The organism is Nonomuraea sp. NPDC049158 (assembly GCF_040648335.1).
Taxonomy (GTDB): domain Bacteria; phylum Actinomycetota; class Actinomycetes; order Streptosporangiales; family Streptosporangiaceae; genus Nonomuraea.
Window position 1 is genome coordinate 141,161 of record NZ_JBEZDM010000005.1, and the last position, 20,769, is coordinate 161,929.

Genomic DNA, 20,769 nt, shown 5'->3' on the forward strand with positions numbered 1-20,769 from the left:
CGGCGGTGCGTCGCCATGCTTGGAGCCATGAGGACCTATTCGCTGGATGACGTCTACGCGACACGCAAGCGGAGAGACTCCTGGTGGACCGTGTACTTCGTGGACCCGGTCGCCTGCCGGGCAGCTCTGCTGGTGGCCAACCACACGCGGTTGACGCCCAACCAGCTCACGGTGGTCTCGCTGGTCCTCGGCATGGTGTCCGCCGTATGTCTCGCGATGGACCTGCTGGCCGCGGGGGCGGCCATGTTCTATCTGAGCTTCATGGTGGACTGCCTTGACGGCAAGATAGCGCGGCTCAAGGGCACGGGGACGCCCTTCGGCCTGTGGCTCGACTACGTCGGCGACCGGATCAGGGTGGTGTGCTGCGCCACCGGTCTCGCTTACGGCCAGTACGCGATCACCGGCGACGTTCGCTACATCGTCATGGGCGCGGCGGTGGCGGTGGTCGACCTGTTCAGGTACGTCAACGCGCCGCAGATGAAGCGGGTCCGCGAGACGGTCAAGGCGGAGCGGGAGGCCGACGGGGAGGCCCGGGCGGAGGAGGACGAGCCCGAGGTGCGGATACCGCGCCAGAGGCCGCCGACGAACCGCTCACGTCGTCTCGTGCGGCGGATCAACAAGGCGATGGCCCGCCGCCGTATCCGTGCCCACCTGATCAGCGGCATCGAGTTCCACGCCGCGGTGTTCGTGGTCGCGCCGCTCGTGGGCACCGTGGCGCTGATCCCGGTCTCCGCGGTCGCCAGCGTCTCGTTGCTGGTCAACGAGGGCTTCCTCGTCCACCGGATGTGGCTCTTCACGCGCAAGTACAGCGTGCCCTCCACGAGGAGCCGAGAGCACGTTCTCGTCTAAGTTTTCGGGGGTTTTCATGTCAGACCGGCCCATCTTCGTCGTCGGCTGTCCGCGCTCCGGCACCACGATGCTGCAGCTCATGCTCCACTCGCACCCGCGGATCGCGGTGCCGCCGGAGACCAGGTTCCTGGTGCCCGTCTACCACCGGCGCCGCTCGTTCGGCGACCTGCGCGTCGAGGAGCGCCGCCGTGCGCTCGCGGAGTGGATCGCGGGCGACCGCAGCACCAAGTTCCGCGAGCTCAAGATCGACAGGGAGGACTTCGTCCAGCAGGTCGTCGACGGGCCCGGAACGCTCGGCTCGGTGCTCGGCACCACCTTCCGCATGTACGCCGACCGCTTCGACAAGGCCCGCTGGGGAGACAAGCGGCCCAGCTACGTCAAGCAGGTCGACATCCTGCTCAGGCTCTTCCCCGACGCCCAGTTCATCCACCTGATCAGGGACGGCCGCGACTGCGTCTCGTCGCTGAAGGAGATGCCCTGGTACACGCTGGACTCCTTCCACGCGATCTCCACCTGGGCCGAGGCCATCGACGCGGGCAACAGGCTGCGGCGGATGCTGCCCGAGGACACCTACTACGAGCTGCGGTACGAGGACCTCACCGACGATCCGGCGACCGAGATGAAGAAGCTCTGCCACTTCCTCGACGAGGACTTCGACCCGAGTACGGTCTCTCCGCGCGAGGCGGCCACCGTGGCGGTCCCCGCGCACAAGGTCTGGCACAGCAACACGCACGGCGAGGTCACCCGCGCCAGGGTGGGCAGCTGGGCCAAGCGGCTGGAGGACTGGGAGATCTCGCTGTGCGAGCAGGTGCTCGGCGACCGGCTGGAGGCCAACGGCTACGAGCTGTCCGGCGCGCCGGCGGCGGCCAAGGAGCACCTGGTCACCTGCCACAAGACGATGCAGAAGCGCCGCGCCAACCGGATGCGCAAGATGGTGCGCGACCGCATCAACCGGCTGCGCGAGCCGAGCCCGGTCGCCGCGCTGCTCACCTCGAAGCAGCAGCTGCTCGCCGGGATACCGCAGCCGCGCAACGAGTCGCCTGAGCTGGCCCAGCGCGCGCGATAGGAGATCTGCTCGTCACCTGGTCAGGTGGACGAACAGGGATTCCCAGCGGTCCAGGACGTGGTCGAGCCGGAAGGCGGCGGCCCGTGCCCGAGCGGCGGCGCCCAGGCGCCGCCGCTCCCACGCCGAACCCATCAGCCGGGCCAGCGCCGCGCCGAACGCGCCGACGTCCCCGGCCGGGACGAGCACCGGCCCTGCCGACCGCACCCCGCCCGACACGTCGAACGCCACCGCGGGCACCCCATGCGCAGCCGACTCCAGCAGCACGATGGGCAGCCCCTCGTGCTCGCTGGTCAGCCCCAGGATCGCCGCCTCCAGATATTCGCCCGGCATCCGATCGGCGGGGACGCGGCCCCTGAACACCACCCGCTCCCCGACGCCCTCACGCACGGCGTGCGCGCGCAGCCGCTCCAGCTCGCTACCGTCGCCGATCAGGTGCAGCTCCCACGGCGCCGGCGCGCCGGCCCTGGCGAACGCGCTGATGAGCCGGTCGAACCGCTTGACCCCCTCCATCCGCCCCACCCCCAGCACCCGGGGCGTCTCCAGCCCGGACACCTCCTCCGGCCAGCGCGCCAGCGGGTTGGGCAGGGCCCAGGTGTTGGGCAGCAGCGCCTCCTCGGAGAAGCGCCAGGCGTCGTCCTCGCTGAGGAAGACCGCCTGGTCGAGCTTGAGGTAGTGCTGCCGGATCGAGCCGAGGTGCCAGCAGCCGCGGGCGTGCTCGTACGAGCCGTGGTACTGCCCGACCCGATGGAGCGAGCCGGGCAGGACGGACGTCAGCCGCGTCACCACCCCCGGCGAGGTCAGCACCGCGAAACCTCCCCGCATCGGGTCGAACAGGGCGGCCAGCCGCTCGTCGGCCCGCCTGCGTGCCCGCGCGCTCTGCGGTCCCAGGGGTTCCGGGCTGATCACGTGGCGCCTGTAGTTGGGCTCCTCGACGTAGCGGAACGGCGCCGCCGCCCGGTGCAGCCCGACCACGTGCACGTCGTAGCCGCGTTCGGCCAGCCCCTGCGCCAGGGTGTGCGTCACCTGCTGGATGCCCCCCAGCGTGTCGGCGTCCATGCAGGCGAACACCACGGTCACGACGCCGCCCGGTGCCCGAAGAAGGCGTCCACGACGCGCGCGGCGGCGTCTCCCCGCTCGTCCGCGCACCACAGCTCGCGGAAGGCCGCGTACCGCTCGGCATGGGCCGCGTGTACGGCCGGCAGCTCCCGCAGCGCCTCGACCACCTCCTCGGTCGTCGTGACGCACGGCCCGGGGGCGATCGCCGGCAGGTCGTGGTAGACGCCCCGCTCGGTCAGCCGGTACTCGTCCCAGTCGTCGATCAGGAACACCATGGGCTTGCCGGTCAGCGCGTAGTCGCACATCACCGAGGAGTAGTCCGTGAGCAGCGCGTGCGAGGCCAGCATCAGGTCGTTGATCTCCGGGTACGACCCGGCGGGCCGGACGAAGTGCCTGACGTGCTGCGGGGTGCTGAAGCGTTCCACCGGGTGCGTGCGCAGGATCAGCACCCACTCGCCGGCCAGTTCCTCGGCCATCAGCTCCAGGTCCGCCCGGATCGACTGGCCGCTGTTCTTGGCCCGGTCGCGATAGGTGGGCGCGTACAGCAGGATCTTCCTGCCGGGCGGTATCTCCAGCCGTCGCAGGACGTCGTGCCTGCTCTCCTGGCGCACCAGCGCGTCGCAGCGCGGCGTGCCGTACCTGAGGACCTGGCCCGTGTAGCCGTTGGAGGGCAGGAAGACCCGCGAGAACTCGGCGCTCGGCGAGACGAGCGCGTCCCAGCGGGCGACGGCGGCGCGCCACTCGGCGCGCGGGCGGTCGAAGTCGGCGCGCAGGTCGGGCGCGTCGAAGCCGACCGACTTGATGCCCTGGCCATGCCAGGTCTGGAGATAGCGGGTCCCGGGCGGTTTCGGGTAGTTGAGCGGGAAGCCGTGGCTGTCGACCCAGATGCCCGCGCGGGCCAGCAGCCATACGTACCGCCAGCCGCCGCGGCGGACGAGCCGGGCGTCGGCGGGGAAGTTCGCCCGGCACCTGGCCACCGACCAGACGACGCGGATCGGCAGGCCGCGTCGCCGCAGCTCCTCGTAGATGGCGCGCGGGCTGCCGGTGTAGCCCTTGCCGACGTCGGCCTCGAACAGGGCCAGGTCAGGTCGGGGCGGGAGCAGGCGGATCACCGTCTTGTAGAAGCGCAGCTTCATCGCCGGCGTGCTGAGCCGCCGCAGCAACCGGCGCTTGAGCCGGTAGAGACGTGACCTGACCGAGGGCACGCGTACGCGCAGGTACGCGGCGTTGCCCTCGGCCGTGACCGTGCGCGCCGCCGGCAGCGCGATCGGCTCCAGGTCGGGCGGGGCCATCAGCCGGTCGGTCGTGGTGCGGCCGTCGCAGTTCCTGGTGAACCCGATGCGTGGTTCGCACGAGGCCGTGGGCGTGAAGGTGATCTCACTCACGTAACCGCCGTCACCGGAGGCGACCGGCTGGATGGGGACGCGCTGGCCGCCGAGCTGGAGGAAGGCCGTCCAGTCGACCGGCAGCACGCCGAAAGGGTCGTAGGTGTGCACGCTCATCCGGATCCGCTCGCCGTCCCCGGCGATCTCGGTCACCTCGTGCCGCAGCCGGGCCGCGCTGTAAGGCAGCTCGGCCATCCGCAGCCGGGTGATGTCCATGCCGGGCGTGACCGTCGTGCCCCAGTACGTCCGTCCCTCATGGCGTACGGCGGCCCGTGGGGCGGCACACGGGTCGGGCAGCGACCGGGCGGCCACCAGCAGGTCGTCGACCCGGTCGCCGAGGATGAGATGGCAGCAGACCCGGGCCATCGGCTCGATCCGCTCGAACACCTCAGGCGGGATCTCCTCCAGGTAGGGCCGCACCACGGCCGCGAACTGCTTCGCCCACACCCGGCCGCGCCTGGGCAGCGGGTTGAGGTACACGCGCAGGTCCTGCCTGAGGAAGCGGTACTGCCGGTCGGGCACCAGGTCCGCGGCGTCGTGGGCGCGCAGCACGTCGTCGCTCATCCGGGCCGCCGCCACGCGGTGCCGTACGTTGTCCATCTCCTTGATGTTGAGCGAGATGGAGCGGTCGTCGGGCGCGCGGTGCCAGTGGTAGACCACCCAGGGCACGACCGCGAACCGGCGCGAGATGGCGTACAGGCCGGCCGCGAAGACGTGGTCCTCGTAGTGGATGTCCTCCGGGAAGCGCAGCCCGTTCTCGCGCAGGAAGCGCACGTCGTAGAGCTTGTTGGTGCTGAAGCAGTCGAGGAACAGCTCGGGCTCCGCGCCGATGCCCGCCACGACCCGCCGCCTGGCGAACAGCGACGGGTAGTAGGGCGCGAGCCGGCCGCTCCGCTCGTGCAGCCGGGAGATCTGCCCGGCCACGAAGTCGGCGCCGGTCCGCTCGATCTCGCCGAGCAGGCTCTTGCAGGTGTGCCTGGGCAGCTCGTCGTCGCTGTCGAGGAACATCACGTACGGCGCGGTCGTCGCGTCGAGGCCGTCGTTGCGGGGCGCGCCGCAGCCGCCGCTGTTGACCTGCCGGCGCAGGTAGCGGACCCGGGAGTCGGACCGCGCCAGCTCGCCGGCCACCCGGGGGGTGTCGTCGGTGCTCGCGTCGTCGGCGATGATCACTTCGAGGTCGCGTAGCGACTGGCCGAGTACCGATCGCACGGCCCTGGGCAGGCGGGCCGCGTCGTTGTAGGTGATCACGACAACAGTGCAGTCCGGCATGCTCATCTCCCCCGAATGTCCCCCGAAATAAGACATGTGGGGATGAACTTCCCCGGCTTCGGGAGAAGTGTCCGGACTTGATGGTGTCTTTGCTGAATCAGCGCGTCTGATCAGCCAACGGATATCAGCGCATGAGGCGTCTGATCAGCCAGCCGAGGAACAGCAGCCCCGCGATCGCCCCGGCGATGGGCGCCAGGCGCTTCAGCAGTGGCGTCCCGGCGATCTCCAGCAGGTCGAGCGCCTCCTCGTCGGGCGTGCGCGACGTACGCAGCGTCCCGGCGGGCCGGACGTCCTCCTCGGGACCGGGCACCACGCTCAGCCGCGGCTCACCCTCCAGGGGCTCCGCCGGCACAGGTGCAGGTACGGCGGCCGCCTCGTGCGCCGGCTCGGTCAGCAACTGCGCGAGGTTGGCGGCGAACCTGTCGATGAGCTTCGCGCCGACCTCGGCCATGACCCCGCGCCCGAACTGGGCGGGCCGGCCGGTCACGTTGAACGACGTCTCCACCAGGACCGTGGTGGACCCGTCGCCCGGCGTCAGCGTGGCCTTGACGGTCGCCGAGGCCGTCCCCGCGCCACGCGCCTCCTTGCCTGACGCATTAATGGTGAGCGTATGGGCGTCCTTGTCCACGTTCTCGAACCTGGCCACGCCACGGTAGGTCACGGTGATCGGGCCGACCTTCACCTTCATCCGGCCGGTGAACTCATCGCCCTCGAAGACGTCGAGCGAGGCCCCCGGCAGGCACGGCGCGACCCGTTCGACGTCGAGCAGTACGGCCCACGCCTGCTCGACCGGCACCGGAACGCTGAACTCATGCTCGAACCGCATCGCCATGGATCCGCTCCTCTCCGCTGATTGCGACATTACGACTGAGAAGGGGCGCCCCGAAAGGGCGCCCCCTCAAACCGGTCAGGGAGACCCGGCGGCGTGGAGTATCGCGCGATGGGTCAGCACCCTGGCCAGGTGCCGGCGATAGTCCGGCTGGGCGTGCAGGTCGGAGGGCGGAGCCGTGTCGGCCGCCGCCTCCTCGCACGCCTGCCGTACCTCATCGCCCAGTTGCTTACCCCGCAGAGCGGTCTCGACCACATGGGCCCGCACGGGCGTCGGGCCCATGTTGGTCAGGCCGATCCGCGCCTCCTCGATCACTCCGTTGGAGCGCTTGACCGCCGCGGCCACCCCGACGATGGCCCACGACTGCGCGGTCCGGTGGAACTTCTCGTAGTGATAGCCCCAGTCGGCGCCGAGCTTGGGGAGCCGCACCCCGACCAGGACCTCTCCCGGCCGCAGCGCCGACTCCAGGTAGTCGACGAAGAACTCGGCGGCGGGGATCTCCCGCTCGCCCTCGGCCGACCTGGCCACGAAGACGCCCTCCAGCGCCAGGACCACCGCGGGCAGGTCGCCCGCCGGGTCGCAGTGCGCCAGCGAGCCGCCGAACGTGCCGCGGTGGCGTACGGCGGGATCGGCGACCGTCGCGGTGGCCCGCACCACGAGCGGGCAGTCGGCGTTGACCACGCCGGAGCGCAGCACCTCGTCGTGCGTGGCCATCGCGCCGATGAAGACGTGGTCGCCACGGTCGTGCACGCCCGTCAGCTCTGGCAGGCGGCCCACGTCGACCAGCTTCGACGGGTAGGCCAGCCGGAGCCGGAGCAGCGGAAGGAGCGACTGCCCACCGGCCAGGACCTTGGCGTCCTCGTCGGCGGAGAGCTCCTGTACGGCCTCGCCGAGCGAGCCGGCGCGGACGTAGTCGAACTGGGCCGGGATCATCGCAGCGCCCTCCAGATCCGCTCGGGTGTACACGGCATCTGGATGTCGTGGATGCCGCGTGGTCGCAGCGCGTCGACGATGGCGTTGACGACCGCCGGGGTCGAGGCGATCGTGCCGGCCTCGCCGACGCCCTTGGCGCCCAGGGGATTGCTGGTGGCCGGGGTCTCGGTCCGGTCGGTGACGAAGTCCGGCAGGTCCATCGCCGTCGGCAGCAGGTAGTCGGCCATCGTGGTGGTGAGCAGGTTGCCCTCCGAGTCGTAGACGGCCTCCTCGTACAGCGCCTGCGCGACGCCCTGCGCGATGCCGCCGTGGATCTGGCCCTCGACGATCAGCGGGTTGACCACCGTGCCCACGTCGTCGACCGCCACGTACGAGCGGATCTTCGCCATGCCGGTCTCGGTGTCCACCTCCACCGCGCACAGATGGGTGCCGTGCGGGAAGGAGTAGTTCTCCGGGTCGAAGGTGGCGTCGGAGTCGAGCCGGGCCTCGACGCCCTCGGGCAGGTCGTGGGCGGTGAACGCGGCGTAGGCCAGCTCCTGGATGGTCTTCTGGGAGTCGGTGCCCTTCACCTTGAACACGCCCTCGGCGAACTCCAGGTCGTCGGGCGCGCATTCCAGCAGGTGCGAGGCGAGCTTCCTGGCCTTGTCCTTGACCTTGTCACACGCCTTGAGCACGGCGATGCCGCCGACGGTCAGCGAACGCGAGCCGTAGGTGTCCATGCCCTTGTGCGCGATCGCCGTGTCGCCGTGCAGCACCGTGATGTCCTCGAACGGCACGCCGAGCGCGTCGGCGGTGATCTGGCTCCACGCCGTCACGTGTCCCTGGCCGTGCGGGGAGGTGCCGGTGATGACCTCGACCTTGCCGGTGGGCAGCATGCGTACCGAGCCGTGCTCCCAGCCGCCCGCGCCGTAGTTGGCCGCGCCGAGCATCCGGGACGGGGCCAGCCCGCACATCTCGGTGAACGTGCTCACCCCGATCCCGAGCTGGACCGGGTCGCCCCGGTCGCGCCGGTCGGCCTGTTCGGCGCGCAGCTTGTCGTAGCCGAACAGCGCCATCGCCTTGTCCGTCGCCGCCTCGTAGTTGCCCGAGTCGTAGGTCAGCCCGGAGATGGTGGTGTACGGGAACTCCTCGTGCTTGATCCAGTTGCGCCGCCGTACCTCCAGCGGGTCCAGGCGCAGCTCGGCGGCCAGCTCGTCCATGAGCCGCTCGATGCCGTACGTCGCCTCGGGCCGGCCCGCGCCCCGATAGGCGTCGGTCGGCATCTTCGTGGTGAAGACGCCCGTACAGCCGAACTCGTAGGCGTCCATCTTGTAGATGGCGTTGAACATGGACGCGCCGAGCAGCGGCACGCCGGGCGTGACCAGCATCAGGTAGGCGCCCATGTCGGCCAGCAGCTCGACCTGCAGCCCGCGGATCCGCCCGTCCGCCTCGGCCGCCAGCCTCAGGTGCTGGATCTGGTCGCGGCCGTGGTGCACGGTCAGGTTGCCCTCGGAGCGGGACTCCGTCCACTTGACCGGCTTGCCCAGCCGCCTGGTGAGCAGCAGGCACAGCACCTCTTCCGCGGTGACCTGGAGCTTGGAGCCGAACCCGCCGCCCACGTCGGGCGCGATCACCCGGATCTTGTGCTCCGGGATGCCGGTCACCACGGCCAGCATGACGCGCAGGACGTGCGGGATCTGCGTGGCCGACCAGAGCGTGAAGGAGTCGCCGTCGGTGGTCGCGAGCACCGCCCGCGGCTCCATCGCGCTCGGGATGAGCCGCTGCTGGATGTAGGTCCGGTCGATGACCACCGGCGCGTCCCTGAAGGCCGCCTCGACGTCGCCCGAGGTGATCTTCACGGTGAACGCCTGGTTGCCCGCCTCGTGCACCTTGGGGCTGTCGGGGGTGAGCGCCTCGTTCATGTCGAGTACGGCCGGCAGCGGCTCGTAGTCGACCTCGATCGCCTCCAGCGCGTCCGCGGCCAGGTAGTGGTCGGTGGCGACCACGCAGGCGACGGCCTCGCCCACGTACCGCACCTCCGACACGGCCATCGGCGGGTGGTCGGGGATCACGATGTCCTCGCTCACCGGCCAGGCGCACGGCAGGCTGCCCTGCTCGGCGGCGAAGTCCTGGCCGCCGAACGCCGCCACGACGCCCGGCAGGTCGCGCGCCGCCGAGACGTCGACCCGGGTGATCCGCGCGTGCGCCATCGGGCTGCGCAGGAACATGACGTGCAGCATCCCCGGCTGCCGCAGGTTGTCCGTCCACTGGGTACGCCCGGTCAGCAGCCGCCTGTCCTCCTTGCGCTTCCTCGCCTTGCCGACCTCGGTCATGGCGTCTTCACCGCCTGGCCCATCTCCTGCGCGCCCCGGCGTACCGCGCGGACGATGTTGCAGTAGCCGGTGCACCGGCAGAGGTTGCCTTCCAGGCCCTCCCTGATGGCGTCCTCAGACGGGTCCGGATTGTCCCTGAGCAGGTCGATCGCGGCCATGACCATGCCGGGGGTGCAGTAGCCGCACTGCAGGGCGTGTTCCTCGTGGAAGGCCTGCTGCATCGGGTGCATCGACCCGTTGGCGCCCAGGCCCTCGATGGTGACGACGTCGCAGCCGTCGGCCTGCACGGCGAGTACCGAGCAGCTCTTCACACTCTTGCCGTCGAGCATGACGGTGCAGGCGCCGCAGTTGCTGGTGTCGCAGCCGACCGGGGTGCCGGTCTTGCCCAGACGTTCTCGTAGCAGGTGGACGAGAAGGAGGCGCGGCTCGACTTCCTCCTCGTACTTGACTCCGTCGACGGTGATGGCTGTCCGAGGCATACGTCCTCCCAGAGGAGCGCGGGAAAGGCGGACAAGGCCAACGTACGCCGGTGTTTTTCCCGGTCAAGGGTTACTTGCCGCGGATCACCCGCGCGATTACGGCGACGAGCCCCGCGAAGCCCAGCCCGATGATGACCAAAGACACCAGGACCAGGGGGTCCGTGATCTCACGGGTCAGGATCAGGATGCCCAGCACCACGAAGAGCATGCCGCTCAGCAGTGCCATCCAGTCCGTCCGGTGCACCCGGCGCGGCTTGTCGACCTCACGCGGCACGCCGCACCTCCATGTCGCCGACGCCGCCCCGCAGGTTCAGCACGATCGTCGGGACGGCGCCCTTCGGCCGCGTGTCGGGCTCCAGCACCTTGTCGAACTTGACGTCGACGCCGCCTCTGAGCGACTGGTCCACCTTGATGTCGCCGACCTTGTTGGTGGCGTGCACCTCGACCCGCGTCGTCGGTGGCACGATCACGGTCAGCTCGCCGATCGAGACCTTGGCGTTGACCGTCAGGTTCGCGCCCGGCGTGAGCTTGAGCGCGGACAGGTCGAGCCGGCCGTCCCCGACTCCCACGTCGTAGATCCGGCTCGCCTCCGCCACGGTGGTCGGCCGCCAGACGAAGTCGCCGATATTCCGCGGCAGATCGCCGACCATCATGCCGAGGCCGACCAGCAGGGCGACCATGGTGCCGGCCGCGACCAGGCCCGCGCCGCGGCCCCACCAGGCGGCGATCAGCAGCCCGGCGCCGATGGTGACGAGTACGGCGCCGCCGACCAGGGTGGGACTGACCCCCGAGGCGGACCTGGCTTGGACCGCCACGACGATCCCTCCAATGATGATTGCCAGCAACATGGTCATGGCGCCGATGAACGATCTGGGCCGCTTCTGCTTCTGGCGGGGCGGGGGCGTCGGCCTGCCGTACAGGGCGGGGTCGTACGGCGAGTAGCCGCCGGCGGCTCGCCTGCGCGGGTCGAGCGGCTGGAAGGGGCCGTTCGGCGCGAACGGCTCGCCGTAGGTGAGGGCGGTCATCGGGTCGGTACGGGAGCGCGGCGGCGCGGGCGGCTGAGGCGGCGTCCCGGGGGCGGGCCTCGGGCGCGGCTCCGCGCTCCCGTAGGGCTCCGCGCTCCCGTAGGGCTCTGCCCTCCCGTAGGGCTCCGCCGTCTCGTACGGCTCCGCCGTCTCGTACGGCTCCGCGCGAACGGCGGCCGGCTCATCGGCCCGCCTGTCGATCGGTGATTCCGTGGGCTCGTCGGTGGCCCGGTCGTCGATCGGCACGTCGGCGGGGACGGGGTTGACGCGCGTCGGGGCGGTCGGCGGCTCCGATCCGGCGGGAGACGCGGTCACCGTCTCCGCCGGCCTCTCCGCCGCCGTCTGTGTCTCCGTCACCGGTTCGCGTGTGTACGGCTCGGCGGCCGGGCGGGGCCGCGCATAGCCCGTCGTGGGCGCGGTGTGGCCAGGGATGGGCGAATACGTGAAGTCGTTCAGGTACGGCTCGGAATCGCCTGGATGGGCGCGGCGGGTGAGCCGCTCGGGCATCGACCGGACCAGGCCGAGCAGGTCCACGCCGTTGGTGTGCGCCGCGAGCAGCCCGATGGCCAGCATCATGCCGACCACCAGCGTGCCCGAGTCGAGCCAGACCGTCGCCAGGTTGAGGCCGAGCCCGGCGGCGAGCACCGCCGTCAGCAGCGCCATCACGGTGGCGGCGTCGAAGTCGCGCCCGGTCCACTGCTCGATGTAACCGGGCCGCCCGTTCGGCTCCTTCATCAGCAGGAACGCCGCGATGTACAGGAACAGCCCCATCCCGGAGCCGAACAGCAGCACCGCGAAGGCCACGCGGAACACCACCGGGTCGATCCCGGTGTATCGCCCGAGCCCGGCGCAGACTCCCATGAGGAAGCGCCCCTCGCTGCTACGTCGCAGCGCGGTCGGCGGAGCGGCCGGTTCCTTCGGTGGTGCTTCTGTCATGCCACTATCGTGGCCCCACCAGCCCACCGTCTGCATCCGGGAGACCCCTGAGCCGACCCGGGGGTTGTTCCCTGATGTCCCCAACGCGGCGGACATGTGACTATGGCGATGTTATGGCTGACCAGAAGACTCTTGCCCAAGCCGGTGGCGACGCGCCCTACCGCCGGATGATGCGCCCCATGGAGGGCCGGCTGCTCGGTGGCGTGGCACAAGGGCTCGCGGCTCAGCTGAAGCTCGATCCCGTGGTGATCAGGCTGATGTTCGTGCTGCTCAGCGTGGTCGGCGGGGTCGGCGGGGTGGCGTACGCGGTGCTCTGGATGATCACGCCCCGCGTGCCGTACGAAGGGCAGCCGCCGCAGCGCGACTGGAGCCAGCTCGCGGCGTTCGGCGCGATCAGCATGGCGCTGGTCGCGTTCGGCTGGCTGACCGGCGCCTCCAAGGGGGGCATCGCCATTCTGCCGTTCGCCGTGGTCGGCATCGGCGCGCTCATCCTGTGGCAGCAGGCCGATCCCGAACGCCGCCGCAACTGGGTGAGCGGGGCGACGAAGAGCATCAGGAAGAACCGGGTGCGCACGCTGCTCGGCATCGCGCTCGTCGTCATCGGCGCGGCGGGCTTCCTGGCCGCTCAGGGGGAGCTGTCCAAGGCCAGGCCCGGCCTGCTGTTCACCATCGTGGTGGTCGGCGGGCTGGCGGTCATCGCCGCGCCCTGGCTCGCGGGCCTGTGGAAGGAGCTCCAGCTGGAGCGGCGCGACCGCATCAGGTCGGAGGAGCGGGCCGAGGTCGCGGCGATGGTGCACGACTCGGTGCTGCACACGCTCACGCTGATCCAGCGCGTCGCGCACGACCCGCGCGAGGTCACCAGGCTGGCCCGCGCGCAGGAGCGCGACCTGCGCAACTGGCTCTACCAGCCCGCCCAGGACGCCGACGCGACGCTCGCCGCGGCCGTACGCAGGATCGCGGCGGAAGAGGAGGACGCGCACGGCGTGCCGATCGAGGTGGTCTGCGTGGGCGACATCGAGCTCGACTCGGCCGGCAAGCTCGGCGCCATGCTGAAGGCGTCGAGGCAGTCGATGGTCAACGCCGCCAAGTACTCCGGCAGTCCATCTATTTCCGTCTATGCCGAGGTAGAGGGCGAAGAAGCCACGATTTTCGTGAAGGATCGTGGCAAGGGATTCGACCTCAACGCGGTGCCTCTCGACAGAATGGGGATCAGGGAGTCCATCATCGGGAGAATGGAGCGTCACGGCGGCGCCGCCAGGGTGCGCACCGAGCCCGGTGAGGGCACGGAAGTGATGTTGACGATGAAGGTGGAGAAGCAATGACCAGGGTGCTGATCGTCGACGATCACCGGCTGTTCCGTTCCGGCGTACGGGCCGAGCTGGGCGACTCGATCCAGGTCGTCGGAGAGGCCGAGGACGTCGAGACGGCGGTCAAGGCGATCGCCGAGCTCGCTCCCGACGTGGTCCTGCTCGACGTGCACATGCCCGGCGGCGGCGGGCAGGAGGTCCTGCGCAGGGTGCTCGGCGCCGGGTCGCAGGTACGCTTCCTGGCGCTGTCGGTGTCCGACGCGGCCGAGGACGTGATCGGCGTGATCCGCGGCGGCGCCCGAGGCTACGTGACCAAGAACATCAGCGGCACCGAGCTGACCGACGCCATCCGCCGGGTGGCCGACGGCGACGCGGTCTTCTCGCCGCGGCTGGCCGGGTTCGTGCTCGACGCGTTCGCCTCGTCGGAGGCGCCGTCGATCGACCCCGAGCTCGACTCGCTGACGCAGCGCGAGCGCGAGGTGCTCCGGCTGATCGCCCGTGGCTATGCCTACAAGGAGATCGCCAAGGAGCTGTTCATCTCGGTCAAGACGGTCGAGACGCACGTGTCGTCGGTGCTGCGCAAGCTTCAGCTGTCCAACCGGCACGAGCTGTCCCGCTGGGCCACCGCCAGGCGCCTGGTCTAGCGGTATTCGGGGGTTCGGAGCGGCGTCTGATCTGGTGGCTTTTCTGGGGCCAAAGGCGGCGTGTTTTCTGGGCCGAAAGCGGCGTGTGTCGGTTTTGGCGGGCCGACATGCTGGCTTAGTTGGCTCTGGCATGCGACATTTCCAGAATGGGCAGGGACGTGCCGGTCGTCGTGTTCAGTCGGGACGATCGTCGGAAATATCGGGAAAGAGTGCGACGATGCCTGGACGTCTTCGCCCAGATGCTCCGCGAGGCTCGCTTCGAGGACGACCGGCCCCTCGCCGGGCTGGAGATCGAGCTCAACATCGTGGACGCCGCGGGCGAGGCGGCCATGCGCAACGCCGAGGTGCTCGCCGCGATCGCGCAGCCCGACTGGGCCACCGAGCTGGGCCAGTTCAACATCGAGATCAACATCGAGCCCCAGGAGCTGGGCGGCGACGGGTTGCTCAGGCTGGAGAACGACGTCAGGGCCCGGCTCAACCACGCCGAGGAGCGCGCCCAGTCCGAGGGCGGCCACCTGGTCCTGATCGGCATCCTGCCCACGCTGCGCGAGCAGGACATCGGCGAGGGCACGCTATCGGCCAACCCGCGCTACCGGCTGCTCAACGAGCAGATCTTCGCCGCCCGCGGTGAGGACCTGCACCTGTCGATCGAGGGCATAGAACGCCTCGACACCCACGCCGACAGCGTCGCGCCCGAGGCCGCGTGCACCAGCGTGCAGCTCCACCTGCAGATCAGCCCGGAGCAGTTCGCCGCGCACTGGAACGCCGCCCAGGCCATAGCCGGGGCGCAGGTGGCCGTCGCCGCCAACTCGCCGTACCTGTTCGGCCAGGAGTTGCACCGCGAGACCAGGATCACGCTGTTCGAGCAGGCCACGGACACCCGTCCCGCCGAGCTGAAGGCCCAGGGCGTACGGCCGCGCGTCTGGTTCGGCGAGCGGTGGATCACCAGCGTGTTCGACCTGTTCGAGGAGAACGTCCGGTACTACCCGGCGCTGCTGCCGCTCTGCGAGGAGGAGGACCCGCGAGCCGAGCTGGAGCGGGGCCGCATCCCAGAACTGCACGAGATGACCCTGCACAACGGCACGATCTACCGGTGGAACCGGCCGGTGTACGCGGTGGTCGGTGGCACCCCGCACCTGCGGGTGGAGAACCGGGTGCTGCCCGCCGGGCCGTCCGTGGTCGACATCGCGGCCAACGCGGCCTTCTACTACGGGCTGATGGCCGTGCTCCCGCATGCGGAGCGGCCGATCTGGAGCCAGATGTCGTTCGCCGCCGCCGAGGACAACCTGAACAGCGCGGCCAGGCACGGCCTCGACGCGCGTCTCTACTGGCCGGGGCTGGGTGAGGTGCCCGCCGGCGAGCTGATCCTGCGCCGCCTGCTCCCGCTGGCCCGCGAGGGGCTCGACAAGTGGGGCGTGGACCGGCCCGTGGCCGACAGGCTGCTCGGGGTCATCGAGGGCCGGTGCCTGTCGGGCCGTACCGGTGCGACCTGGCAGATGGACCGCGTGAAGGCGCACGGCGGCGACCGGCACGAGGCGCTGCGGGCGATGACGCTCGAGTACATCGAGCGGATGCACGGCAACGAGCCGGTGCACACTTGGGAAGTGTGACGCCTTTGAGAAAATCCCTGGCCCTTGTCCTGGTGTTCCTCCTGGCCGCGTGCGGACTGACCCGGCCCGTTTCCAGGGACGCGTCAGGGGCCGACACGTTCGAGGGTGACGTACGGACGGCGCGGGAGCTGACGGAGGCGTTCTGGAAGCAGCAGTTCAGCGCCCTCGGCCGGACTTACCGCCCCATTACCGATTTCGTCCCCTATTCCGGGAATTCTGGGCCGAACTGCGGCGGCCAGCCTGCCGTCCCGAACAACGCCTTCTACTGCCCTGACGGACATTTCATCGCCTATGACCAGGACTGGATGGAGTCGCTCTGGAGCGAGATGGGGGACGGCTCGGTCTACCTGATCATCCCCCACGAGTTCGGGCATTCGGTGCAGGCGCAGCTGCGGGCCGGCTTCGAGCTGAACGTACAGGCGGAGCTGCAGGCCGACTGCTACGCGGGCGGCACGCTGTCGTCGCTCGTCAGCGCGGGCGCGCTGCGGGCGGAGCCGGGGGACGAGGACGAGCTGATCCTGAACCTGGAGGCGGCGGGCGACGCCACGGACGACTGGCTCAACCCCAGCGCCCACGGCACGGCCCAGCAACGCCAGCAGTCCTTCGCCAACGGCTTCAACGGCGGAGTGGGCGCCTGCTGATCTTTTGTCGGGTTCGCGGCGGATGGGCGAGGGCCTGCTGGGGATGTACTCGCGTGTCAACCCAAAGGATGATGCGGCCGATCATGACGTCGGCATACCGTTGCCCCATGCCATTGGGAGAGATCGGCTGGCTGCGCGGGGGCGCCTGCAGATCCAGTGATCCTGAGCTGTTCTTCCCGCTCGCGCCCTCCGCCACCCAGGAGGCCCGCGCCAAAGCGGTCTGCGCCACCTGCCAGGTCCTGACCGAGTGCCGCTCCTACGCGCTGACGGCAGGGGAAACGGACGGCATCTGGGGCGGCCTGACCCCGGAGGAGCGCCGACGCTCCCGCTTCCCCTCCGGCTGGCGCAGCCCAGCCGCCAGTTAGCGCCGAGCGCTGTGGGCCATGACGTGGTCTGTGGGCCACGTGCGGGCCACATGCGGGCTGCGGCCGGCGCGGCCCGTGACGGACGCGGGCGACGTAGCCTGCAGGAGTGCTGCTTCGCTCGATCGCCGTGCTGGCCGTGGCCAACGTCCTCAACAACCGGGTGGCGCCCCGCCTCGCCCCCCTGACCTCCGCCGCCGCGACCGCCGCCCTGGTGGCGATGGCGCGACGGTCCGGGGTCTCCTGGCAGGAGCTCGGGTTCGAGCACGGGCCAAGGGGCGCGGCGATCGGCGGCGCCCTGGCAGCGGGTGTCGCCGCCGTCTACACGGCCGGGGTCGCGATGCCACGCACCCGTCCGCTGTTCCAGGACGACCGCGCCCTGTCGCTGTCGCGCGCCCGCGTCCTGGAGGAGGCGCTGGTGCAGGTCCCTCTGGGCACGGTCCTGCTGGAGGAGATGGGTTTCCGCGGAGCTCTGTACGGCACGCTTCGCCGTACCCACGGCACCGTCGCCGCGACGGCGGTGTCGTCGGCCCTGTTCGGGCTGTGGCACATCCTCCCGGCCATCGACATGTCCCGCGCCAACCCCGCACTCGGCGCCCTGACGGCCGGTGAAACCCCTGGCCGCCTGGACACGGCCCGCGTGGTGGCGGGCAGCGTGGTGTCGACGGCCGCCGCAGGCGTCCTGTTCTGCGAACTACGCCGCCAAGGCGGATTGACCGCCCCGACCATGCTGCACCTGGCGACCAACTCCCTCGGCTACCTCTTCGCCCGAATCGCCGGAAAGCAGCCCGCGCCCACCACATGAGGTCGTCCCAGGCAGGACCCGTCTCAGCCGGTGGTGACGGTTTGGAAGCCCTCCGCGTAGTGGCCTTCGCCGAAGCCGGCCTGTTCGGCCCACGCGGCGAAGCGGGTCTTGACGAAGTCGGCGAAGCCCTCGACGTGTCCGACCTGGCTGACGTGCGACTGCAGGGCCGCCAGCTTGCGGTCGAACGCCTCTGTGACGTCCATCCAATGGTTGGGGGTGGAGCCGCCCATGAGCCAGACCTCGCGGACCGTCCAGGCGTCCAGACCCTCGTCCTTGACCAGCTCGGGGAAGGCGTACGGGTTGCGGGCGTCGGGGTAGACGGCGTCGAGGGTGGAGCCGCCCACCGCGCGGTGGTCGGGGTGGCTGGGGGCGACGAACTGGTAGTTGCGGTCGGGGTGGTGGGTGATCACCAGGTCGGGTCGTACCTGGCGGATGACCCTGGCGATGTCCTTGCGCAGCGCCAGCGACGGCACCACCGAGCCGTCCGCGTGGCCGAGGAAGCGGACGTCCGTGACGCCCACCGCCTTGGCGGCGGCCGTCTGTTCGGCTCTGCGTAGTTCGGCCATGCCGGTGTTGTCGAGCGTACGTTCGTTGCCGCCCGCGTCGCCGTCCGTGACCAGCAGGTAGGTGACCTCGACCCCCCGATCACCGAAGAGGGCGACCGTGCCCGCGGCGCCGAAGTCGGCGTCGTCGGGGTGCGCGGTCACGACAAGTACCCGGTTGATCTCGTTGTCGGCGAGCATCTTCTCCCTTTCGGATCGTTCCTTGACGACAACCAGCGGTTCACGGCCGACATTCCGGACCGCCACGGGTTTCGGGCGGCCATGGGGAGGGCTGGGGTTCCAGGCGTCGGGGCCTGGCGGGGTGGGTTCGTGGTTTCAGGGGTTCGGAGGGGATTGTCGGTTTTGGCGGGTGGGATTCCAGGCGTCGAGGCGCCGTTTGTCGGTGGAGAGTCTTAACCTGGGTGCGTGCCGACCCAAGTCTCTGTTGACCACCCCTTGCTCGATGGCCTCAACCCGCAACAGCGGGAGGCCGTGATCCATCACGGCGGTCCGCTGCTGATCGTGGCGGGGGCGGGGTCGGGAAAGACGCGGGTGCTCACCCATCGCATCGCCTACCTGCTCGCCGAGCGTGAGGTGCATCCGGGCGAGATCCTGGCCATCACCTTCACCAACAAGGCCGCGCGCGAGATGAAGGAGCGCATCGACCGGCTCGTCGGGCCCAGGTCGAAGGCGATGTGGGTGATGACGTTCCACAGCGCCTGCATGCGCATCCTGCGCCGCGAGGCCAAGCGGCTCGGGTTCCCCTCCAGCTTCTCCATCTACGACCAGGCCGACTCGCAGCGGCTGATGGCGATGGTGTGCCGGGAGATGGACCTCGATCCCAAGCGCTACCCGCCGCGGTCGTTCTCCGCCCAGGTGAGCAACTTCAAGAACGAGCTGGTCGACTACGAGACCGCGATCGACAAGGCGGGCTCCCACCTGGAGAAGGTGCTCGCCGAGGCCTACAAGAGCTACCAGCGCAAGCTCACCGAGGCCGGCGCGATGGACTTCGACGACATCATCATGAACACGGTGACGCTCTTCCAGCTCTTCCCGGAGGTGGCCGAGCACTACCGGATGCGGTTCAGGCACGTGCTCGTCGACGAATACCAGGACACCAACCACGCCCAATACATCCTGATCAGGGAGCTGGTGGGCCGCCCCGACCTGCGTACGGCCGACGGCGAGCTGGTCCGTTCGGGTGCCGACCAGTCGGAGCTGTGCGTGGTCGGCGACGCCGACCAGTCGATCTACGCCTTCCGTGGCGCGACGATCCGCAACATCCTGGAGTTCGAGCGCGACTACCCCGACGCGCGCACGATCCTGCTGGAGCAGAACTACCGCTCCACCCAGAACATCCTGGCCGCCGCCAACGCCGTCATCGCCCGCAACGAGTCGCGCAAGCCGAAGAACCTCTGGTCCGACCAGGGCGACGGTCCCAAGATCGTCGGTTACGTGGCCGACAACGAGCACGACGAGGCCATGTTCGTGGCCCAGGAGGTCGATCGGCTCAGCGACGAGGAGGGCGTCAAGGCCGGCGACGTCGCGGTGTTCTATCGCACCAACGCGGCCTCCCGGGTGTTCGAGGAGATCTTCATCCGCACCGGCCTGCCCTACAAGGTGGTCGGGGGCGTGCGCTTCTACGAGCGCAAGGAGGTCAAGGACCTGCTGGCCTACCTGCGCGTGCTGGCCAACCCCGCCGACGTGGTGTCCATGCGGCGCATACTCAACGTGCCCAAGCGCGGCATCGGCGACCGGGCCGAGGCGATGCTGGAGGCGCTCTCGTCCCGTGAGCGCATCTCCTTCTGGGAGGCGCTGCGCAGGGCCGAGGAGGCGTACGGCATGGCGACGCGCTCGCTCAACGCGGTGCGCGAGTTCGTCGCGATGATCGAGGGGCTGATCGGCAAGGCCGAGGGCATGCCGCCGTCGGCGCTCGCGGAGGAGATCCTGGTCGCCACCGGTTACCGCGCCGAGCTGGAGGCTTCGGAGGATCCGCAGGACGAGTCCCGGCTGGAAAACCTCAACGAGCTCATCTCGGTGGCCTCGGAGTTCGAGGAGGCCAATCCCGAGGGCACCCTGGTGGAGTTCCTGGAGCAGGTGTCGCTGGTGGCCGACGCCGACCAGATCCCCGAGGCCGACGGCGGGCAGGGCGTGGTCACGCTGATGACCCTGCACACCGCCAAGGGGCTGGAGTTCCCGGTCGTCTTCCTGACCGCGATGGAAGACGGCGTCTTCCCGCACATCCGCTCGCTGGGCGAGCCGAAGGAGCTGGAGGAGGAGCGCCGGCTGGCCTACGTGGGGATCACCAGGGCCCAGAAGCGCCTCTACCTCACGCGGGCCGCCGTACGCAGCTCGTGGGGCTCGCCGTCGTTCAACCCGGCCTCGCGGTTCGTCAACGAGGTGCCGGTGCAGCTGCTCGACTGGCGTACCCCGCCGGAGAAGTCGGCCTGGAGCGCGGCGACCCGGCGCGAGCCCGCGCAGGCGGCGGCGCCGAAGAAGGGCGCCCGCACGGTGCCCACGCTGGCGCCCGGCGATCGGGTGACGCACGACGCGTTCGGGCTGGGCACCGTCGTGTCCGTGGACGGGGTGGCGGAGAAGACCAAGGTCAAGATCGACTTCGGGAGCGGAGGCGAGAAGACGCTGCTCCTCGCCTACGCTCCGCTGGAAAAGCTCTGACCACCGGAAGGCTCTGACCACCGGAAGGCTCCGACTCACCGGC

18 protein-coding genes are annotated in these 20,769 nt (G+C 70.1%); 9 read left to right on the forward strand and 9 right to left on the reverse strand.

What is annotated here, in order from left to right:
- Window positions 1–27: 27 nt before the first annotated feature.
- Window positions 28–849, forward strand: coding sequence for a CDP-alcohol phosphatidyltransferase family protein (locus AB0B61_RS13535; protein WP_358431558.1), 822 nt, complete (start codon window positions 28–30; stop codon window positions 847–849).
- Window positions 850–865: 16 nt separating this feature from the next.
- Window positions 866–1,915, forward strand: a complete 1,050-nt coding sequence (locus tag AB0B61_RS13540) for a sulfotransferase (protein ID WP_358431560.1) — start codon at window positions 866–868, stop codon at window positions 1,913–1,915.
- Between the two features lie 12 nt (window positions 1,916–1,927).
- Here AB0B61_RS13540 and AB0B61_RS13545 read toward each other — a convergent pair whose 3' ends face one another.
- The 8 genes from AB0B61_RS13545 to AB0B61_RS13580 form a co-directional block, all read right to left on the reverse strand.
- On the reverse strand, window positions 1,928–2,992 hold the full coding sequence (locus AB0B61_RS13545; protein ID WP_358431562.1) for a glycosyltransferase: 1,065 nt from the start codon (window positions 2,990–2,992) through the stop codon (window positions 1,928–1,930).
- Window positions 2,989–5,625: a CDP-glycerol glycerophosphotransferase family protein gene (locus tag AB0B61_RS13550; RefSeq protein ID WP_358431564.1), complete on the reverse strand. Its 2,637-nt coding sequence runs from the start codon at window positions 5,623–5,625 to the stop codon at window positions 2,989–2,991. Before AB0B61_RS13550 ends, AB0B61_RS13545 begins: the two co-directional genes overlap by 4 nt.
- 124 nt (window positions 5,626–5,749) lie before the next feature.
- On the reverse strand, window positions 5,750–6,457 hold the full coding sequence (locus tag AB0B61_RS13555) for an SRPBCC family protein (RefSeq protein WP_358431566.1): 708 nt from the start codon (window positions 6,455–6,457) through the stop codon (window positions 5,750–5,752).
- Between the two features lie 75 nt (window positions 6,458–6,532).
- Window positions 6,533–7,387 carry a xanthine dehydrogenase family protein subunit M gene (locus tag AB0B61_RS13560; protein WP_358431568.1) on the reverse strand — a complete coding sequence of 285 codons (855 nt, stop codon included), beginning with the start codon at window positions 7,385–7,387 and terminating at the stop codon, window positions 6,533–6,535.
- On the reverse strand, window positions 7,384–9,699 hold the full coding sequence (locus AB0B61_RS13565; RefSeq protein ID WP_358431570.1) for a xanthine dehydrogenase family protein molybdopterin-binding subunit: 2,316 nt from the start codon (window positions 9,697–9,699) through the stop codon (window positions 7,384–7,386). Before AB0B61_RS13565 ends, AB0B61_RS13560 begins: the two co-directional genes overlap by 4 nt.
- Window positions 9,696–10,178, reverse strand: a complete 483-nt coding sequence (locus AB0B61_RS13570; RefSeq protein ID WP_358431572.1) for a (2Fe-2S)-binding protein — start codon at window positions 10,176–10,178, stop codon at window positions 9,696–9,698. Before AB0B61_RS13570 ends, AB0B61_RS13565 begins: the two co-directional genes overlap by 4 nt.
- A gap of 70 nt (window positions 10,179–10,248) precedes the next feature.
- Window positions 10,249–10,452: a hypothetical protein gene (locus tag AB0B61_RS13575; RefSeq protein WP_358431574.1), complete on the reverse strand. Its 204-nt coding sequence runs from the start codon at window positions 10,450–10,452 to the stop codon at window positions 10,249–10,251.
- Window positions 10,442–12,139 carry a PspC domain-containing protein gene (locus tag AB0B61_RS13580; RefSeq protein WP_358431575.1) on the reverse strand — a complete coding sequence of 566 codons (1,698 nt, stop codon included), beginning with the start codon at window positions 12,137–12,139 and terminating at the stop codon, window positions 10,442–10,444. The genes AB0B61_RS13575 and AB0B61_RS13580 overlap by 11 nt, the downstream gene beginning before the upstream one ends.
- A 113-nt stretch (window positions 12,140–12,252) precedes the next feature.
- Here AB0B61_RS13580 and AB0B61_RS13585 point away from each other — a divergent pair, with 113 nt between their 5' ends.
- From AB0B61_RS13585 to AB0B61_RS13610, 6 genes are all read left to right on the forward strand, one after another.
- Window positions 12,253–13,461 (forward strand): PspC domain-containing protein, encoded by a 1,209-nt coding sequence (locus tag AB0B61_RS13585; RefSeq protein ID WP_358431577.1) that lies wholly within the window; start codon window positions 12,253–12,255, stop codon window positions 13,459–13,461.
- Window positions 13,458–14,090: a response regulator transcription factor gene (locus tag AB0B61_RS13590; RefSeq protein ID WP_225293703.1), complete on the forward strand. Its 633-nt coding sequence runs from the start codon at window positions 13,458–13,460 to the stop codon at window positions 14,088–14,090. Before AB0B61_RS13585 ends, AB0B61_RS13590 begins: the two co-directional genes overlap by 4 nt.
- A 209-nt stretch (window positions 14,091–14,299) precedes the next feature.
- Window positions 14,300–15,700 carry a glutamate--cysteine ligase gene (locus AB0B61_RS13595; RefSeq protein WP_358431579.1) on the forward strand — a complete coding sequence of 467 codons (1,401 nt, stop codon included), beginning with the start codon at window positions 14,300–14,302 and terminating at the stop codon, window positions 15,698–15,700.
- The gene (locus AB0B61_RS13600; protein ID WP_358431580.1) at window positions 15,697–16,341 is read left to right on the forward strand and encodes a neutral zinc metallopeptidase; all 645 of its coding nucleotides are present in this window, start codon (window positions 15,697–15,699) and stop codon (window positions 16,339–16,341) included. Before AB0B61_RS13595 ends, AB0B61_RS13600 begins: the two co-directional genes overlap by 4 nt.
- Window positions 16,342–16,448: 107 nt before the next feature.
- Window positions 16,449–16,706 (forward strand): WhiB family transcriptional regulator, encoded by a 258-nt coding sequence (locus AB0B61_RS13605; protein WP_225293697.1) that lies wholly within the window; start codon window positions 16,449–16,451, stop codon window positions 16,704–16,706.
- Between the two features lie 106 nt (window positions 16,707–16,812).
- Window positions 16,813–17,508, forward strand: a complete 696-nt coding sequence (locus tag AB0B61_RS13610; protein WP_358431582.1) for a CPBP family intramembrane glutamic endopeptidase — start codon at window positions 16,813–16,815, stop codon at window positions 17,506–17,508.
- A 23-nt stretch (window positions 17,509–17,531) separates the two neighbouring features.
- Here the strand turns inward: AB0B61_RS13610 and AB0B61_RS13615 are convergent, their stop codons facing one another.
- Window positions 17,532–18,251: a PIG-L deacetylase family protein gene (locus AB0B61_RS13615; RefSeq protein WP_358431584.1), complete on the reverse strand. Its 720-nt coding sequence runs from the start codon at window positions 18,249–18,251 to the stop codon at window positions 17,532–17,534.
- 255 nt (window positions 18,252–18,506) lie between these two features.
- Between AB0B61_RS13615 and pcrA the strand changes: the two genes are divergently transcribed.
- On the forward strand, window positions 18,507–20,726 hold the full coding sequence (gene pcrA / locus AB0B61_RS13620) for a DNA helicase PcrA (protein ID WP_358431916.1): 2,220 nt from the start codon (window positions 18,507–18,509) through the stop codon (window positions 20,724–20,726).
- The last annotated feature ends 43 nt before the right edge of the window (window positions 20,727–20,769 follow it).

Excerpts from the sequence above, each read along its gene's own strand:
- AB0B61_RS13615 (WP_358431584.1), bottom strand. The coding sequence starts at position 18,251 with ATGCTCGCCGACAACGAGATCAACCGGGTACTTGTCGTGACCGCGCAC.
- AB0B61_RS13570 (WP_358431572.1), bottom strand. The coding sequence starts at position 10,178 with ATGCCTCGGACAGCCATCACCGTCGACGGAGTCAAGTACGAGGAGGAA.
- AB0B61_RS13590 (WP_225293703.1), top strand. The coding sequence starts at position 13,458 with ATGACCAGGGTGCTGATCGTCGACGATCACCGGCTGTTCCGTTCCGGC.
- AB0B61_RS13605 (WP_225293697.1), top strand. The coding sequence starts at position 16,449 with ATGCCATTGGGAGAGATCGGCTGGCTGCGCGGGGGCGCCTGCAGATCC.
- AB0B61_RS13560 (WP_358431568.1), bottom strand. The coding sequence starts at position 7,387 with ATGATCCCGGCCCAGTTCGACTACGTCCGCGCCGGCTCGCTCGGCGAG.
- AB0B61_RS13540 (WP_358431560.1), top strand. The coding sequence starts at position 866 with ATGTCAGACCGGCCCATCTTCGTCGTCGGCTGTCCGCGCTCCGGCACC.
- AB0B61_RS13580 (WP_358431575.1), bottom strand. The coding sequence starts at position 12,139 with ATGACAGAAGCACCACCGAAGGAACCGGCCGCTCCGCCGACCGCGCTG.
- AB0B61_RS13565 (WP_358431570.1), bottom strand. The coding sequence starts at position 9,699 with ATGACCGAGGTCGGCAAGGCGAGGAAGCGCAAGGAGGACAGGCGGCTG.
- AB0B61_RS13555 (WP_358431566.1), bottom strand. The coding sequence starts at position 6,457 with ATGGCGATGCGGTTCGAGCATGAGTTCAGCGTTCCGGTGCCGGTCGAG.
- AB0B61_RS13535 (WP_358431558.1), top strand. The coding sequence starts at position 28 with ATGAGGACCTATTCGCTGGATGACGTCTACGCGACACGCAAGCGGAGA.
- AB0B61_RS13550 (WP_358431564.1), bottom strand. The coding sequence starts at position 5,625 with ATGCCGGACTGCACTGTTGTCGTGATCACCTACAACGACGCGGCCCGC.
- AB0B61_RS13585 (WP_358431577.1), top strand. The coding sequence starts at position 12,253 with ATGGCTGACCAGAAGACTCTTGCCCAAGCCGGTGGCGACGCGCCCTAC.